The organism is Desulfosarcina widdelii (assembly GCF_009688965.1).
Lineage (GTDB): Bacteria > Desulfobacterota > Desulfobacteria > Desulfobacterales > Desulfosarcinaceae > Desulfosarcina > Desulfosarcina widdelii.
The window spans coordinates 6,592,357-6,608,066 of sequence record NZ_AP021875.1; the positions used below are offsets into that span (position 1 = coordinate 6,592,357).

Annotated in this window: 10 protein-coding genes; 1 reads left to right on the plus strand and 9 read right to left on the minus strand. The window is 59.8% G+C overall.

Annotation, left to right across the window (positions count from 1 at the left end):
• Positions 1 to 43 precede the first annotated feature (43 nt).
• From GN111_RS30150 to GN111_RS30175, 6 genes are all read right to left on the minus strand, one after another.
• On the minus strand, positions 44 to 3,487 hold the full coding sequence (locus GN111_RS30150) for a response regulator (protein ID WP_170302528.1): 3,444 nt from the start codon (positions 3,485 to 3,487) through the stop codon (positions 44 to 46).
• 189 nt (positions 3,488 to 3,676) lie between these two features.
• Positions 3,677 to 4,807 (minus strand): formate dehydrogenase, encoded by a 1,131-nt coding sequence (locus tag GN111_RS30155; protein ID WP_155307304.1) that lies wholly within the window; start codon positions 4,805 to 4,807, stop codon positions 3,677 to 3,679.
• A 131-nt stretch (positions 4,808 to 4,938) separates the two neighbouring features.
• The gene (locus GN111_RS30160; protein WP_155307305.1) at positions 4,939 to 5,361 is read right to left on the minus strand and encodes a hydrogenase iron-sulfur subunit; all 423 of its coding nucleotides are present in this window, start codon (positions 5,359 to 5,361) and stop codon (positions 4,939 to 4,941) included.
• A 171-nt stretch (positions 5,362 to 5,532) separates the two neighbouring features.
• The gene (locus tag GN111_RS30165; protein ID WP_155307306.1) at positions 5,533 to 8,940 is read right to left on the minus strand and encodes an FAD-dependent oxidoreductase; all 3,408 of its coding nucleotides are present in this window, start codon (positions 8,938 to 8,940) and stop codon (positions 5,533 to 5,535) included.
• A 46-nt stretch (positions 8,941 to 8,986) separates the two neighbouring features.
• Entirely contained in the window at positions 8,987 to 9,397 is a 411-nt protein-coding gene (locus tag GN111_RS30170; RefSeq protein WP_155307307.1) for a response regulator, read from the minus strand.
• A gap of 314 nt (positions 9,398 to 9,711) precedes the next feature.
• On the minus strand, positions 9,712 to 10,209 hold the full coding sequence (locus GN111_RS30175; protein ID WP_155307308.1) for an MFS transporter permease: 498 nt from the start codon (positions 10,207 to 10,209) through the stop codon (positions 9,712 to 9,714).
• A 466-nt stretch (positions 10,210 to 10,675) separates the two neighbouring features.
• Here GN111_RS30175 and GN111_RS30180 point away from each other — a divergent pair, with 466 nt between their 5' ends.
• Positions 10,676 to 11,629: a glycine cleavage system protein H gene (locus GN111_RS30180; protein ID WP_155307309.1), complete on the plus strand. Its 954-nt coding sequence runs from the start codon at positions 10,676 to 10,678 to the stop codon at positions 11,627 to 11,629.
• Between the two features lie 101 nt (positions 11,630 to 11,730).
• Here GN111_RS30180 and GN111_RS30185 read toward each other — a convergent pair whose 3' ends face one another.
• From GN111_RS30185 to GN111_RS30195, 3 genes are all read right to left on the minus strand, one after another.
• Entirely contained in the window at positions 11,731 to 12,312 is a 582-nt protein-coding gene (locus GN111_RS30185) for a zinc metallopeptidase (protein WP_155307310.1), read from the minus strand.
• The gene (locus GN111_RS30190) at positions 12,309 to 13,646 is read right to left on the minus strand and encodes a sigma-54-dependent transcriptional regulator (protein ID WP_155307311.1); all 1,338 of its coding nucleotides are present in this window, start codon (positions 13,644 to 13,646) and stop codon (positions 12,309 to 12,311) included. Before GN111_RS30190 ends, GN111_RS30185 begins: the two co-directional genes overlap by 4 nt.
• 324 nt (positions 13,647 to 13,970) lie before the next feature.
• Entirely contained in the window at positions 13,971 to 15,530 is a 1,560-nt protein-coding gene (locus GN111_RS30195) for an ATP-binding protein (protein WP_155307312.1), read from the minus strand.
• Positions 15,531 to 15,710 lie beyond the last annotated feature (180 nt).

A 15,710-nucleotide genomic window follows, 5' to 3' on the forward strand; every position in this document is an offset into this window, starting at 1 on the left:
TCCGCAGGGTCGCGGACCGCCGCGTCCCTGCCCTTGGGTTGATTTACGGGGTCGTTGCCATTGCCCCGTCGATCGCTCCGAACAGGCTGCGATGTTCGAATCCCTCCACGATGGAGGCCTTATTGGGGCAGACGGTGGCGCAGTCTCCGCATCCCTGGCACATGATCGGGTTGACCTCGACCCGTCGCCCGGTGTCATCCAGAAAGCGGGCGTCGTAGGGACAGGTTTCGATGCATCGCAGGCAGAGGGTGCAGAGGCTGTGGCGCACCACGGCCGTGGTGCGGGCGGTCGGCAGCCGCTTGGCGGTCAGTATGGCCAGGGCGCGGCCGGCTGCGGCCTCGGCCGTGGCTACGCTTTCGGCCACAGAGCGCGGTGAAAGCGTGATGCCGCATCCGAAAACCCCCGCCTTCAGGGCTTCCACCGGGCGCCACTTGGAGTCCGCCTCCTGGAAAAATCCGTCCTGATCCCGCTGGGCGCCATAGGCCAGGGCCAGGCTCTCCGGCAGATGGGGCGCGATGCCGGTGGCCAGCACCAGCATGTCGGCCCCGATTTCCACCGGCACGTTCAGGATGGGATCGAACAGGCGCACGCTGACGGGGGAATCTTCCCCGGTGCCGGTGCTCACTTCCGGTTTGCGGTCCGGCCGGTACTGGAAAAAGAGGACGCCCTGCTTGCGGGCTTCGGTGTACCAGGCTTCGCTGAGTCCGCAGGTCATCATGTCCCGGTAAAGGATATACACCTGCAGGTCGGGATTGCGCTTTTTAAGCCAGAGGGCCTGCTTCAGGGCCGTGGGGCAGCAGACCCGGCTGCAGTAATTCCTCGGCTCCTCCCGGGAGCCCACGCACTGGATCATCACCACGGAAGTGATGCCGTCGGTGTCCAGTCTATTCTCGTGGATGCGGATCTCCAGCTCCTTTTGGGTGACCACGGCTTCGCTGGTGCCATAGCCGTAGGCATCGGTGGGAGCCTCCTGCCCGCCGGTGGCAAGGATCACCGCGCCGTGTTCCACGGTCTCGGCGGGCTTCTCTTCGGTTTCGATGGTGGAGATAAAGTGCCCGGCCTGGCCGAAGGCGCCCACAACCCGGCTTGCGGTCATCACTTCGATGCCGGGGTGTGCCTCGACCCGTGCGACAATCTCTTCCCGGTAAGGGGCAATCGGCGTACCGTCGATGGTTTCGTGCAGCCAGGCCAGGTTGCCGCCCAATTGCTCGGCGGCCTCCACCAGGGTGACCTTCACCCCGTGGTCGGCCACGGCCAGCGCCGCGTTCATGCCTGCCGGACCGCCGCCCACGACCAGCGCCCGGTTGATCACGGCAATGCCGGGGCCGCGTTCCGCCGAGGCATGCTTCAACCGGTTGATTCCGGCCATGACCACGGCGACGGTGGCCGGATCGTCCCAGTTCAGCCGGTCGTCTTTGGCCACCGGTTCGATCAAGGCCGGATCCAGCTTCCAGGCATTGGCCAGATCCGTCGTTTTGTGGCCGTAGACAAAGCTGGGACAGGCGACCACCAGCACCCGGTTGAACTCGTCCGAGGCCATTTCCACCAGTTCCTGCCAACCCTCGGCCGTGCAGAGGCGCTGCATGGCAACGGCCCGGCAAACGGCCGGGTCCCGTTGCAGGTATGCGGTCAGGGCCTCCAGGCCCTTTTCTCCCCGACCCCGGTTGTCGCATTGGCAGAGTACGGCCAGAATGCGGGGCCGCTGCCGGGAAACGTCACGGGTTTCGGCGTCATCCGTCGATTTTTCGGCCGGGGAAAATTCAGCTGACGATATTTCAGCCAGGCCGCCGCCGGCCCGGTGAATAAAGCGCGAGGCGTTGACGGCGGCCGAAGATGCCCGGATCACGGATTCGGCGATATCCGTAGGGCCGGTCAGGGTTCCTCCGGCAACAATACCCTCCCGGCGGGTGCGGGTTTCGGAAAAGGCGACCGGGGTGACGAAACCGAAATCATCGGCATCGATGTCCAGCGCCTCGACCAGCTTTGCGGTTCCGGGGTGGGGACGCTGGCCCACGGAAAGCACCACCAGGTCGAAACGGTCTTCGCGGGTTTCGCCCGATGTCTCGGTCCAGCGGATAAAGACATCGTTGCTGTCCGGGGCGGCGGCGATGGAGTGCACCCGGCCGCGCACCAGATCAACGCCTTCGGGGGAAACGGTTGTTTGCCCGTAGCGCTCGAAGGATTTACCGAAGGTGCGCATGTCCATATAGATGATGGTGGCCGAAAAGTCGCTGCCGATCCGCTGCCGGGCCACCGCGGCCTCCTTGAGGGCGAACATGCAGCAGATGGTGCTGCAGAAATCGGCGCCGGACTGCAGGTCCCGGGAGCCCACGCACTGAATCCAGGCGGCGCGGCGTACCGGCCGTTTGTCCGAGGGGCGCAGCAGCTGCCCGCCGTCGGGTCCGGTGCCGCTGAACATGCGTTCGAACTCCAGGCTGGTGACTACGTTGGGCACCAGGCCGTATCCCATGGGGTTTTTCCCCGTGGCAGGATCGAAACAGGTGGTGCCGGTGGCCAGGACGATGGCCCCCACCGTCTCCTTGCGGTAGCGGGTTTTTTCGAAGGCTTCGTATACGGCCGCGATTTTGGGCATCAGGTCGTCGGGTTCGAAGGGTTTGACCAGGTAGTCCATGGCGCCGATTTTCATGGCTCCCACGGCGGTTTCCACGGTGGCGTAGGCGGTCATCATCAGCACGCTGAGATCGGGCCGAAGGACCTTGGCCTTTTCCAGCACCTCCACGCCGTCCATACCCGGCATCTTGATGTCCAGCAGCATGAGGTGAAAAGTTTCTTTTTCGAGCGCTTCCAGGGCCTCGGGACCCGAAGCGGCCATGGCTACGGTGTAGCCCTCTTCTTCTCCCAGCCAGGCATCGAGGGAATTTCTGATGATGGATTCGTCGTCCACCACCAGAATGCGGAAGGCGCTCCGGCCCATGACGGCAAGATTGATGGCTCCGGTGGGACAGGCCGGCTCGCAGGCCCCGCAGCGGGTGCAGGCCGCCGGGTCGATGGTGTAGGTGTTGGGAATGTTGTGGGGCAACGGAAGATAGACCGCCTTTCGCCGGGTCAGACCGGCGTTGAAGGCATCGGGAACCTCCACGGGACAGGCCTGGCTGCACAGGCCGCAGCCGATGCAGCGCCCGGGATCGACGGGGTTGGGGGCCTGGTTGAGCGACACCTCGAATTTGCCGGCCTCGCCTTCCACCGCGGCCAGGGTGGTGCCCAGACAGATGTCGATCTTTTCATGAAAGAGCCCTTTTCGCAGGCAGGTCTGGATGCCGGCGTCCCGGTCCATCATGGGAAGCATCCGGCACATGCCGCAGCGGTCCGTGGGGAACTGGTAATCCAGCTGGCTCAGGATGCCGCCCATGTGGGGCGCCTGATCGGCCAGCATTACCCGATATCCCATCTGGGCCAGATCGATGGATGCGCGGATGCCGCTGATGCCGGCACCCACCACCAGGGCCCTGCCGATTTTCTGATTCATGGTTTTCCCCTGTTCGCTTTCCATTTCAAAGTTGGTCGACGCGTGAAAAACGATCTTCGGACGGCTTCGTAAAACGTTCGAGATCAAGGCTTGCGAAGCCCGAGGAACGAGGCGTACCCGAACGTACTCCGCAGTGACGAGGTGTGAAGCGTAACGCCGATATCGGACGTTTTACGAAGCCGTCAAATTCTATAAGCCGACCACCTCCTGATACTCGTTCTCCTCAAACCCGCTCATGGGCGGCGCCTGCAACAGATCCATGCCGGCATTGTAGCCAAAGGCGGACTGGGCGTGTTTGGCCACGTACGTGAACAAATCGGAAACCGGGATGTCGTTAGGACAGGCGTTGCTGCACTGGCCGCAGCCCACGCAGGCGCAGCTCATGTGAGCCATGCGGGTCAGATGGAAAAAGAGCGTGTCCGTGGGCATCTTGACCCCGCCTTTGCGGCGCGCCCACTGCATGTACTGAAACGGGTCGTGCCGGAAGGTGTCGGTGGTAAAGACACAGGTGGTGCAGTAGCACACCGGACAGGCCACCCGGCAGTTGTAGCAGTTGACGCAGTCGGCCAGATAGCCGGCCAGTTCCTGGATGCTGCCGGTGCGCTCGGCAACCTTGGCGAACATTTCTTCCCGGTACTGTTTTCGCTGTTTCATCCGTTCGTCCACGTCCGTTTTGCGCTGCGCCGGAGCGCCTTGTGACGGAGGAAGATCAAGGTTGGTGAGCAGGGTTTCACCTTCCTGAGTACGTCCCCGGACCGTCAGGCCGTCGGCCGGGGCGGTTCCCAGCCACTCGATGGCGATATCGGCGCCGTCGGCCAGAAAGTGGATGCAGGCTTGGCAGGCGGAGGCGATCTCGGGTGCGCCATCGCCCGATGTCACCGCTTCGCAAAAGGCCTGTGTGGCCTCATCGGCAGTTTCGAAACCATCCATGAAGGTTCTGAAATCCGAATTGAGCAGGGCGCCGGGGCAGTCCATGGCGATGAGGATCACATCGTCCCGTCGTCCCTGGTTGAGTTTCACCAGTTCATTGAACGCACGGATCTCGCAGGGTCGCAAAAAGGCGGCCAGGCGGCCGCCGGCCGGCATGCGCGTGAGTTTGGCCAGCTGCTGGGCCGCGTTTAACGGAAAGGCCGGGGCGAAGGGATCGGCTTCGGCCAGCCGCTCCGGGTCCGACACCAGCAGAGGCATGATCCGGTTTTTGACGGCCAGGCGGGCGGGTACCAGCACGGCATCGATGCCGGCTTTTTCCATGATCGTGGACAGCAGCGTGCGAACGCCTGAGAGACGGTCTTGGTCTTCAATGTGAATGGCCTCTGTCATAGTCTCCTCCTGGAGTGGTCATTTTGCCCGCTATCTTGGTTCTGCAATACTATTGATGGGTCCTTTAGAAGTCGCATTCCCGACGGGCTCGTAAAAAGGCCGATATCGGGCTTTTTACGAGTCCGTCCATATTAGATCACCATCTTTAGATCGGGTAGCGTCGGCCCCAGTTCGCGGACCTGGGTCACCAGTTCCCCCATGATTTCGGCAAACTGGATGCCGTCGCTGGCTCCGATCCAGGTGAGCCGCAGCCGCTGGTTGTCGATGCCGAAGCGGGGCAGGATCTCCTTGAGCAGCTTTACCCGTCGGCGGGCTTTATAGTTGCCGTTGATGTAGTGGCAGTCGCCGGGGTGGCATCCGCTGATCAGGACCCCGTCCGCGCCTTCCAGAAAGGCTTTGATGACGTACTGGGGGTCCACCATGCCCGTGCACATCACCCGGATGAGCCGGACGTTCTTGGGATAGGTCAGCCGGGAAGTGCCGGCCAGATCGGCGGCCGTGTAGGTGCACCAGTTGCAGACAAAAGCGATGATGGCGGGTTCGAAGTTACTCATAAAAATCTCCAATTAGTATTCAGTCCAGTGTTCGTTCACAAAGGGTAGATTTGGGCTCAGGCCAAGGCCGCAGCGAGGTTGAAACCGCAGGCGTAGTAGAACTACGTTGAGGATTTCAACCGAGTGAGAACGCCGGCCTGGGCCGAAAGATGCCCTTTGTGGGCGGACACTTTAGCCGACGGCTGAGAGCGCAGCCATAATCCCATCCAATTCAGCAAATACCTGTTTACCCTGAAAATGCCGGACCTGCGCCGCGTTGGACGGGCAGGCCATCGCGCAGCTTCCGCAGCCCTTGCACAGAGCGCCGTTGACCACGCTGATCTGGCGCCTTTCGTCGAACTCGATGGCGCTGTAGGCACACAGACCGATGCAGGTCTTGCAGCCCGAGCAGATCTCCGGATCGATCCAACTGATGGCCGAGGGAACCTCCACAACCCCTCGGGTGGCCAGGGAAAGGGCCTTGGCAGCGGCCCCCGAGGCTTGGGCCACGGTGTCGGGGATATCCTTGGGGCCCTGGCAGGCGCCGGCCAGAAATACACCGTCCGTGGCCGTGTTCAACGGCCCCAGCTTGGGATGCTCCTCCAGGAAAAATCCGTCCGCTCCGGGATTGACCCCGAAGATGCGCCCGACCTCCACGGCATCGGCCCGGGCCTCCATGGCACTGCACAGCACCACCATGTCCACCGGCACCCGCAGCCGTTCGCCCAGCAGGGTGTCCTCGGCCAGGCAGATCAGCCGGCCAGATTCCGCCTCGGATTCGGCCTGGTCTGTGATTTCGGCCACCTTGCCGCGGATGAAGACCGTACCTTCCTCCTGGCAGCGTCGGTAGAATTCCTCATAGCCTTTTCCGAAGCAGCGCTGGTCGATGTAAAAATCGTAAACCGGGGTGTGGTGGCCGACTTTCTCCTTGATCAGGTGGCTGTACTTCAAGGCGTACATGCAGCAGACCCGCGAGCAGTAGGGATGGTAGTTGACGTCCCGGCTGCCCACGCAGTGAACCAGGGCCACGCTTTCCGGCGGCCGGGTAAAGGCGCCGTTTTCGTTCCGGATGAGAATCTGTCCGCCGGTGGGCCCGGTGGCATTGCTCAGGCGTTCGAACTCCAGGCTGGTGAACACGTTGGGGAAGCGGTCGTAGCCGAACGGCTGCATGGGGCTGGGATCCAGCAGATCGTATCCCGTGGCAACGATGATGCTGCCCACGTCCAGGGTCTCTTTGACGGCGGTCATGGTGTGATCGATGGCCTTGGCTTCGCACACCGACACGCAGGCCATGCACTCGCTGCACACCCCGCAGTTCAGGCAGCGGGAGGCCTCCTTGCGGGCGTCATCCTCGTCCATGCAGGCTTCCACCTCGTCGAAGCTCGTTGACCGGGCCTCGATTTCCAGGTGGCCGGGCTGCACCCGCGGCAGTGGGGGCGTGTCTTCGGGGATGGCGGCCCAGTCGTTTCCCGGGGCCGGGCGGTCCGCCAGGGCTGAATCCCCGTTCGCAAGATCTTCGCCTTGAAGATATCGGTGCATGGCCTCGGCGGCCCGGTGGCCGGCGGCCACCGCCTCGATCACCGTGGCCGGCCCGCTGACCGCATCGCCGGCGGCAAACACATGGGGCAGGCTGGTTTGCAGGGTGTGCGGATGGACAGCAAAGGTGTTGCGGGCGGTGAGGTCAAGATCGGGCGCCTGCGAAGTCCAGGCCACGTCGGTCTTCTGACCGATGGCCGGAATGACCGCATCGCAGTCGATCACGAATTCGGAACCCTGCACCGGCACCGGGCGCCTCCGCCCGGAGTCGTCCGGAGGGCCGAGTTCGGTCCGAATGCATTCGAAGCCGACCACGCGGTCGTTTTCGGCGCGGATGCCCACCGGTGCGGCCAGGGTGGCGAACTGGACGCCCTCCTCTCTGGCGCCTTCAATCTCTTCGCCATAGGCCGGCATCTCCTGCTCCGAGCGGCGATAGATCACGGTGACGGTTTCGGCCCCCAAGCGCTTGGCCGTGCGTGCGGTATCGATGGCCACATTGCCGCCGCCCACGACCACGACCTTTTGACCGGGGCATTGGCGGTCGCCGAGGTTCACTTCCCGCAGAAAAGCGATGGCGTCCAGCACCCCGTTGGCGGTTTCTTCGCCGGGGATGCCCAGGTTCATGGCCGCGTGGGCGCCGATGGCCAGAAATACCGCCTGGTATCCCTGATCGGAAAGATCCGCCAGGCTGAAATCCTCGCCCAAACGCATGCCGGTTTTCGATTCGATGCCGTGTTGAAGCAGATAATCGATCTCCCGATCCAGGATGTCCGGGGGCAGGCGATAGTCGGGAATGCCCACCCGCAGCATGCCGCCGAGAAGGGGCAGGGCCTCGAAGAGCGTAACTTGCCAGCCTTTCAGCCGCAGGTCCCAGGCCACGGTCAGGCCGGCAGGGCCGGAGCCCACCACGGCCACCTTGCCGGGGCGGTCCTCGATGGCGGCAACGGGCAGGTCCTCCGGTTTGACCTGATCGGCGGCAAAGCGCTTCAGGTCGCGGATGGCCACCGGGGCGTCCACCTCCGCCCGCCGGCACTGCCCTTCACAGGGATGGGGGCAGACCCGGCCCAGCACGCCGGGCAAAGGCAGCCGCTGGAGGATCAGTTTTACGGCCTCCAGGTATTTTCCCTGCCCGATGAGCTGCACGTATCCCTGCACGTTGATGCCGGCAGGACAGGTGGTGGTGCACGGCGCACGGTCTTTTTTATCGATGGTAAAGGTGATGGGAACGGCCTGGGGAAAGGCCCGGAAAATAGCCTTGCGGTCGATCAACCCCTCGTCCCATTCGCTGGGCAGGGACACCGGACACACCTTGGCGCACTCGCCGCAGCCGGTGCAGACGCCTTCTTTGATGTATCTGGGTTTGCGTTTGACGGTGACCTGGTAGTTGCCGATGTAGCCGGACACATCGGTGACTTCGCTGTAGGTGAGCAGCTTGATGTTGGGATTCTGGGCCACCTCCACCATCTTGGGCGTGCCGATGCAGGCCGCGCAGTCCAGGGTGGGAAAGGTTTTGTCGAACTGGAGCATGTGGCCGCCCACGGTGGTCTGGCGTTCGACCAGGTAGACCGTGTGGCCGGCGTTGCCGATGTCCAGGGCCGCCTGCATGCCGGCAATGCCGCCGCCCACCACCATGACGTCGGGGTGGACGTCCACGGTGCGCGTTTCCAGCATCTGGTGAAAATTGACCCGGTTGATGGCACCGGCGGCCAGGGTTTTGGCCTTGCGGGTAGCCTCATCTTCATCTTTGGTCACCCAGGAAACCTGTTCGCGTACCGAGGCCATCTGAAAAAGGTAGGGGTTCAGGCCCGCCCGCTGGCAGGCGCCCTGGAAGGTCTTTTCGTGCAGACGGGGCGAGCAGGAGGCCACCACGACGCGGTTGAGGCCATAGGTGCGGATGTCCTCCTCGATCATCTCCTGGCCGGGGTCGGAGCACATGAATTTGTAATCACGGGAGACGACGACGTTTTTCAGGCCGCGGGCGAAGTCGGCCACCTCGGTGACCCGGACCTTGTGGGCGATGTTGATCCCGCAATGGCAGATGTAGAATCCGATTTTGATGGTCATACGATAGCTCCCTGAAGAAAAACCGTAACACTTTCACATGCCTACTTTAGGCCATACAAAGCCGGTTGATGATCCCCAGCAGTTCCTCGGCTTCCGGCGGTTTCTGCAGATAGGCCTCGGCTTCGGGAATCGGCCGGCCAGTGGGCGACCGCTTGGCTCCCGGACAGCGGTAGAAGGTGCTCGAGTCCAGGGTCGAGAGCATGATTACCGGAATATGGCACAGGTGGTCGCTGGTTCGTAAAATCTGGTAGAAGCGGATGCCCGACTCGCCAGGTAGCATGGCGTTCATGATGATCAGGTCGGGGCAGCGGTCTTTCGCTTTTTTGAGTCCGTCTTCTTTCGAGTTCGCACAGATTGGACAAAACCCGTTGGCGCTGAGCAGGTTGGACAAAAAGATGCTCATGTCCGGTTCGTCTTCCACCACGAGAATGGTTTTGGCGGGAGTTTGCGATGCCACCGGCGAATGCCTCCATGCACCGTTTCGATCGATTGAAGTCGATCCCAAGCTGGTCGGCAAGACCTTGTATGAACGGATAAAACGTGTCTTCCGTTAGGATCGTCTCAAGCATCGAGCGTGCCATCGCTCAGAAAACGATTTAACGGTTTGGAAAAATGAAGGATATTCATATTTTGCCAAGGATTGCAATTCGCATTGCAACAAAAAACGGTTGCAACAATTGCAACAAACGATACAATTAATTTATCAAATAATTGAAATAAAATAAATTTAATATGATAAATTGTTGCATTCTTTTCCCGCAAAAAGTTGCATCAAGGGATGTCGGGATGATCGGGAATCGGAAAGGTGCCTGCATCGATGCGCAGGCAAAGACCCTTGGGCGTATCGACCAGGTAGGGGGCCATGGCCATCAGGGTCCGATCGGTGAATTTGATGCATCCTGTGCCATGGTGCTGGAAAAGCTGGTCGCCATGGGTGAACAGCAGGTCCGGTTCCAGTGGCACAATTTCACCGGTGTTGAGTTCAAGCTGCATGGGGGCGCCGGAAAGGATGCGAAAGACGAAAAGTGGGGTGCCGACATAGCGGAAATAGACTTTCTCCAGAAACCCGTTGCGTTCCTGGGTAACATAATAGCCCCCGCCGTCGCGTCGGATGGAACGGTTGAAGTGGTCGATGATGCGTTTATGTTCGAAGCGGCCATGGCGATTGTGCCAGCGGCCCCGTTCGTCCATCCAGAAGACGGCGTTTTCTTTGGGGATAACGATTTCGGGAAGGCTGGGATCAACTTGGGAATGATTGTTTTCTTTCACGTTGGATGACACCTTGGTTTAATCTGGCTACACCCCCCACCGCTACCGATGCAATTGGCTACATTCTGTAACATCCCGGTATTGTATAAAAATTTATCGGTCTTTGCGGCTATGGTCGATTTCCTGTAAATATTTTAATCGTTTTGAACGGAGATGGCAACGGCGCCGTTGCCTACCGGCGGCAGCATCGTCCCATGGAAACATGATGCGTCACGCGGTGGCGATTTCATGGGAGTGGATGTGTCCGCAACCTTTCGTGATTTCACCAACCCATTAATAATAAAACATATCCGTACAAACGAAAAGTGAAAAGCGCAATGGCATGCTCGGTTTTTAAGACATTGCCGTGATGGAAAAAAGGTCCCGGAATAGGAACGAAAACGGTTTTTTCAGCACAGTTATCAGGCTGGCAGGCACCTTGCTCTTAATATGGACAATTACCATCCAAGAGAAAGGAGGCAATGCCATGAACGCCAACAGAAACAAAAAGACCGTTTCACCGAAAAAGCGGGTGGTCGGCTTCAATATCCTGGAAGACCAATGTATCTGGATGAAGGCCGGCGTAATCAACTACCGGATTTGCGACAACGCTTTCGACTGCAACACATGTGCGTTCAATAAAGCCATTCGCCGGGCCATGCAGATCGATCCCGCCGTGGACAGCCGCAAGTTGGCCCCCAAGTGGGTTGAGCATCTCGTAGAACGCTACGATGGTGCCAGCCGTCCCTGCCGCCATGCGCTGACCGGCCGTATCCAGGCGCCCAAAATCTGTCCCAACAATTATGAGTGCTACCACTGCGCCTTCGACCAGATGCTGGACGAAATGGATCTGGCGGCTGACATCGGAACCCCGGCCTGCAAAGAGGTGGCTGGATTTAAAATGGCCGATGCCTACTACTACCACATGGGCCATAGTTGGGCTCGTTTCGAGCATGGTGGGCGCGTAAGGATCGGACTGGACGATTTTGCAGCCTGCTTGTTCGGCAGCCTGAGCCGCATGGAACTTCCGCCCTTAGGGGCCGGGATCCAGCAGGACCAGGTCGGTTGGACTTTCGGGCGGGATGACCACCAGGCAGCGGTGCTCTCTCCGGTTTCGGGCACCGTTCTGGCGGTCAACCACCCGGCGCGCAAGCATCCCGAACTGGTCAACGAAGATCCCTATGGGAGCGGGTGGCTGTTCATCGTCGATCCGGACATTCCCAAGCGCAATCTCAAGCGTCTGTACTTCGGCCAGGAGAGCTACCAATGGATGGAGCAGGAAAACAGTAAGCTGCTCACCATGATGGGGCCTGAGTACCGGGGCCTGGCCGCCAGCGGCGGTTCCGCGGTCAGGGACATCTTCGGTGCCATAGGCAATCTGCGTTGGGAGACGCTGGCTGACCGGTTCCTGCACACCGCCCGGAGAACGACTTCGGGGTGATGGATGATGGATGAGGGGTGAGGGATGGGGGAAGCAAAATTGCACACCCGTTATCCCGGAAGAATTGATGACTTCATTGAGGGGCACGGCGCGCCGTGCCCTTACGGAGACCTGGCCAGACGTCCGATCTTCCGGTGCAGCGCCAGGCGGCAGTAGCGGCAGAAATTCAAATCGATGCGGTCCAGCGCATCCACGTCGCCGCAAAAATGCATCAGGCAGCGGTCGTCGTCGCAGTGCAGCACATCGAGCAGGTGCCCCAGTTCGTGCAGGCCGATTTTGGCGATCCGTTCGAAGACGCGTTCGGTGGAAGGCGAGGACCCCTTCGGGTTGGTTTGCAGCCGGAAAAGGGAGATCAGGGCTGCGCGGCCGTTTTGCCGGGCCTCCCCGAACACGTGGGTGAACAGCGGGATGAACAGATCCACATCGAAAAGGGCCAGAATTTTGAAATAGTCGTCCAGGGCCATGGATTCGACGGCCTGAATGAGGGCGGCGGCATTGTACTGCAGCCGTCTCTCGTCCAATGCGGCGGGGGGGATCTTCACACAAGGCAGCACTTCGGCTTCGAGATCCAGGTAGCCGGAAACATGGGCGGCGATCACCTTGGCGGCGGTCAACGGGGCGCTGCCGAACGGGATCACGGCGACCACCGGTGCGGGCCGCTGGATAGGTGGGACCTGCGTCATGGCCGGTCCGGTTCCAACTGGTATCGACGGATCTTTTTGTGCAGGGTGACGCGGTTGATTCCCAGGGCGTTGGCGGCCCGGGTGACATTCCAGCCATGCTGGCCGAGAATTTTGCGAATGTGATATTTTTCCATCTCGCGAAGGGAGGGATCGCCCGGCGGAGCCGTTGTCGGCGGTTGGAGAAAGGCAAAATCCGATTCTTCCAGAATTCGCGAACGGGAGAGCACCATGGCCCGTTCGATGGCGTTTTCCAGTTCCCGGACATTGCCCGGCCAATCGTAGCTTTCCAGAATCCGGTAGGCGCCGGGGGAGATGCGGTCCACCCGTTTGGTGGTTTCGTGGCAGAATTTTTTCAGAAAATGGGCTGCCAGCAGTTTGATGTCCTCCCTGCGTTCGCGCAGCGGCGGAATATCCATTTGAATGACATGGATCCGATAGAAAAAATCCTCCCTGAATTCTCCGCTACGAATCCTTTCTTCCAGGTCGCGGCTGGTTGCCGTAATGAGCCGGAAATCCACCGCCACCGGCTGCCGGCTGCCCACGCGGACGATTGACTTCTCTTCCAGGACCCGCAACAGATCCACCTGCATCTTGGTGCTGATTTCTCCGACTTCGTCGAGAAACAGGGTGCCACCGCCGACCACTTCCAAAAACCCTTTGCGTTCCCGGTTGGCACCGGTATAGGCCCCTTTCTGGTGGCCGAACAGTTCGGACTCGAGCAGCGTATCGGGAATGGCCCCGCAATTGATAGCGATAAAAGGGCGATTGGCACGCGGACTTTTGGCGTGGATGGCTTTGGCGATCAGCTCTTTGCCGGTGCCAGTCTCGCCGGACAGCAGCACCGAAGCGTCGCTGTCGGCCACTTCGGTGATCATATCGAAGATGGTCATCATGGCGTCGGACTGGCCAATGATGTTGTCAAAGCGTGTAATCTTCTCCAGGCGGCCTTTGAGGTAGTCGAATTCGGACTGCTTTTTCTGCTGCTGAATTACCTTCTCCATCACCAGGGAGAGCTGGTCTGGTTTGAATGGCTTGAGCAGGTAGTCGGTCGCCCCGATTTTCATGGCATCGACGGCGGACTCGATGGATCCATAAGCCGTAATGATCACCACAGTGGTTTCCGGATACTTCTCCTTCACCTTCGCCAACAGCTCGATGCCGTCCATGCCCGGCATCTTGATGTCCACGAACAGCAGGTCCTTGGGGGTCCGTGCCAGCTCTTTCAACGCCTCCTCTCCCGAAGCGGCCGTCGAAACCCGGTGCCCGCTTTTTTGAAACCAGTGATAGAAGGACTCGCGAATGATCCTCTCGTCGTCCACGACCATGATGCGCATAATGGCCTCCGGGTCGGAGTAACTGCAGTGAATTCTCTGGTTCCCACGTTCCTGCGTTGGAACCCCTGTCAGGCAATCTGCGCTCCCACGCAGAGCATGGGCGCGAGATGTGAATTGCTGATAGTTTCGCAAAAGGTCGAGTTTGGTCCATTGATGTCATGCCCGCACAGGCGGGGTAGGGGCGAAAAATTTTTCGCCCTTACGATCATTGAGGATCCCCGCGCGGGAATGACGAGTCTGTGACTTTTTGCGAGGCTGCCAATTATTGGCGTTTTATAAATCTCCGTATCGTGCTTCGCTGCCAAACGAGGCAGAAAACGTTTTTTACCCGCTCTCAACACTACCCCCAACAGCCTCTTTTTCAGCCGGCGTCAGCGGCAAACAGATGGAAAAAGCGGTTCCCCGATCCACCTGGCTGTGCACTTCGATCTCTCCCTGGTGGCTTTTCACGACACCGTAAACGATGGACAATCCCATGCCGGTCCCTTCGCCCACTTCCTTGGTGGTGAAAAAGGGGTCGTAAATGTGGTCCAGGTGCTTTTGGGCGATTCCGTGTCCGGTGTCCTCGATGCGCACATCTGCCATTTTCCCATTGGCCGTCCGAGCCGTGGCGATATGCAGCGTTCCGCCGGGGCCCATGGCCTCGATGGCGTTGAAAACCAGGTTGAGAAAACACTGCTGCAACTGGTTTACGTCTCCATGAACGAAAAGTGGTTCGCGGAACAGATCCATCTTGAAATAGAGGTCCTGAAGTTCGATCCTGTGGCGGATGAGATCGACCACACTCACTACGACCTCGTTGAGATCGATGTCCCGGTAGGCATTGGTTCCCTGGCGCGAAAAGGAAAGCAGACCGGTGACGATCTTGCCGCAACGCTCCAGCTCCTCTCCCATGATTTTCGTAAAGCCCCGCAGTTTGACAATCTCTTCGGTGGTGAGGGCGTCGGCCGTCAGCATATCCTTCATGAGATGGCTGAATGTCAAAAGTCCCTGAATGGGGTTGTTGATTTCGTGAACGCAGCTTGCCACCAGTTTCCCCAGAGAGATCATGCGGTCTTCCTGGATGAGTTTGTTCAGATCGGACTTGAGTTCCCGCTCCCGTTTTTCCCAACGCGAGGAGATCTCCTGGCCGATATCCATCCAGATTTCAATCACCCGGATTGTTTTACCGTCGGCATCGCGCACCGGATAGGTCACGATATCGTGCAGTTCCGGACCTGTCTCGGTCGTTTGCAGGGCATGAAAACCCTTGGTCGACTTGCCGGTGCGCAGGGTTTCCAGCATGGGGCAGACAATGCCGTCGCGCAGACTGTCGCAGGGGGTGTTCAGCCCATGAATGACCCGGTAGCAATGTTCGCCGATCACTTCTTCGCGTTTTTTTCTCGTGGTTCTCAGGTAGGCGTCGTTGACCGCTTCGATGGTGAAGTCGGTGTTGATGACTACGATGCACTGAGAGTTTTGCTGAATGAGGAAATCACGCGCCGCTTTTTCGAAGACGATTTTCTGCTCTGCGGACCTGAGCTTCTGGTCGACGGTGAACAGATTTCTCAACAGGCGGCCGATGTTGTGCTCGACGATCCCGATGCGGGCAGGGCGCAGCCGGACCAGATCGACGAGGACTTCCCGACTGTTGGTCAGTTCGATGATCCCGTCCAGGTCGGCCAGAGAAAACAGATCCTTGAAGTCGGTGGTGGTAAAGATCCCCATTTTTTGCGCCAGACGGAACCCTCTGGCCTCGGGGTTGATATCGCAGACCCCGACGATGTCGATCTGCAGGTAGGGCAAATTGCCCAGACTGATCAGCTTGAGAAAGAACTCGCAGGCCCGGCCTCCACCGACAATGGCCAGTTTCAGTGTGGTCGTTGCGTTGGGAAGTTGAATCACCGTTGCATCCTTTCATCGGTGACGCTGCGAAAACAGGTCCGGCGACCATCTGAAGGTGCGTGATAGGGGTACGCCAAGTTCGGGTAAAGGGCGGTCATTCATCGGACCTGTGCTTCTTTCGGCGGTGCCGCTGCGGTTCGAAAACTCTCGGTGGCGATGGGCGTCAGCACTACGGCAACC

What these genes read in the sequence shown, in the direction of transcription:
- GN111_RS30150 (WP_170302528.1), bottom strand. Translation starts at nt 3,487, where the DNA reads ATGAATCAGAAAATCGGCAGGGCCCTGGTGGTGGGTGCCGGCATCAGC.
- GN111_RS30155 (WP_155307304.1), bottom strand. Translation starts at nt 4,807, where the DNA reads ATGACAGAGGCCATTCACATTGAAGACCAAGACCGTCTCTCAGGCGTT.
- GN111_RS30160 (WP_155307305.1), bottom strand. Translation starts at nt 5,361, where the DNA reads ATGAGTAACTTCGAACCCGCCATCATCGCTTTTGTCTGCAACTGGTGC.
- GN111_RS30165 (WP_155307306.1), bottom strand. Translation starts at nt 8,940, where the DNA reads ATGACCATCAAAATCGGATTCTACATCTGCCATTGCGGGATCAACATC.
- GN111_RS30180 (WP_155307309.1), top strand. Translation starts at nt 10,676, where the DNA reads ATGAACGCCAACAGAAACAAAAAGACCGTTTCACCGAAAAAGCGGGTG.
- GN111_RS30185 (WP_155307310.1), bottom strand. Translation starts at nt 12,312, where the DNA reads ATGACGCAGGTCCCACCTATCCAGCGGCCCGCACCGGTGGTCGCCGTG.
- GN111_RS30190 (WP_155307311.1), bottom strand. Translation starts at nt 13,646, where the DNA reads ATGCGCATCATGGTCGTGGACGACGAGAGGATCATTCGCGAGTCCTTC.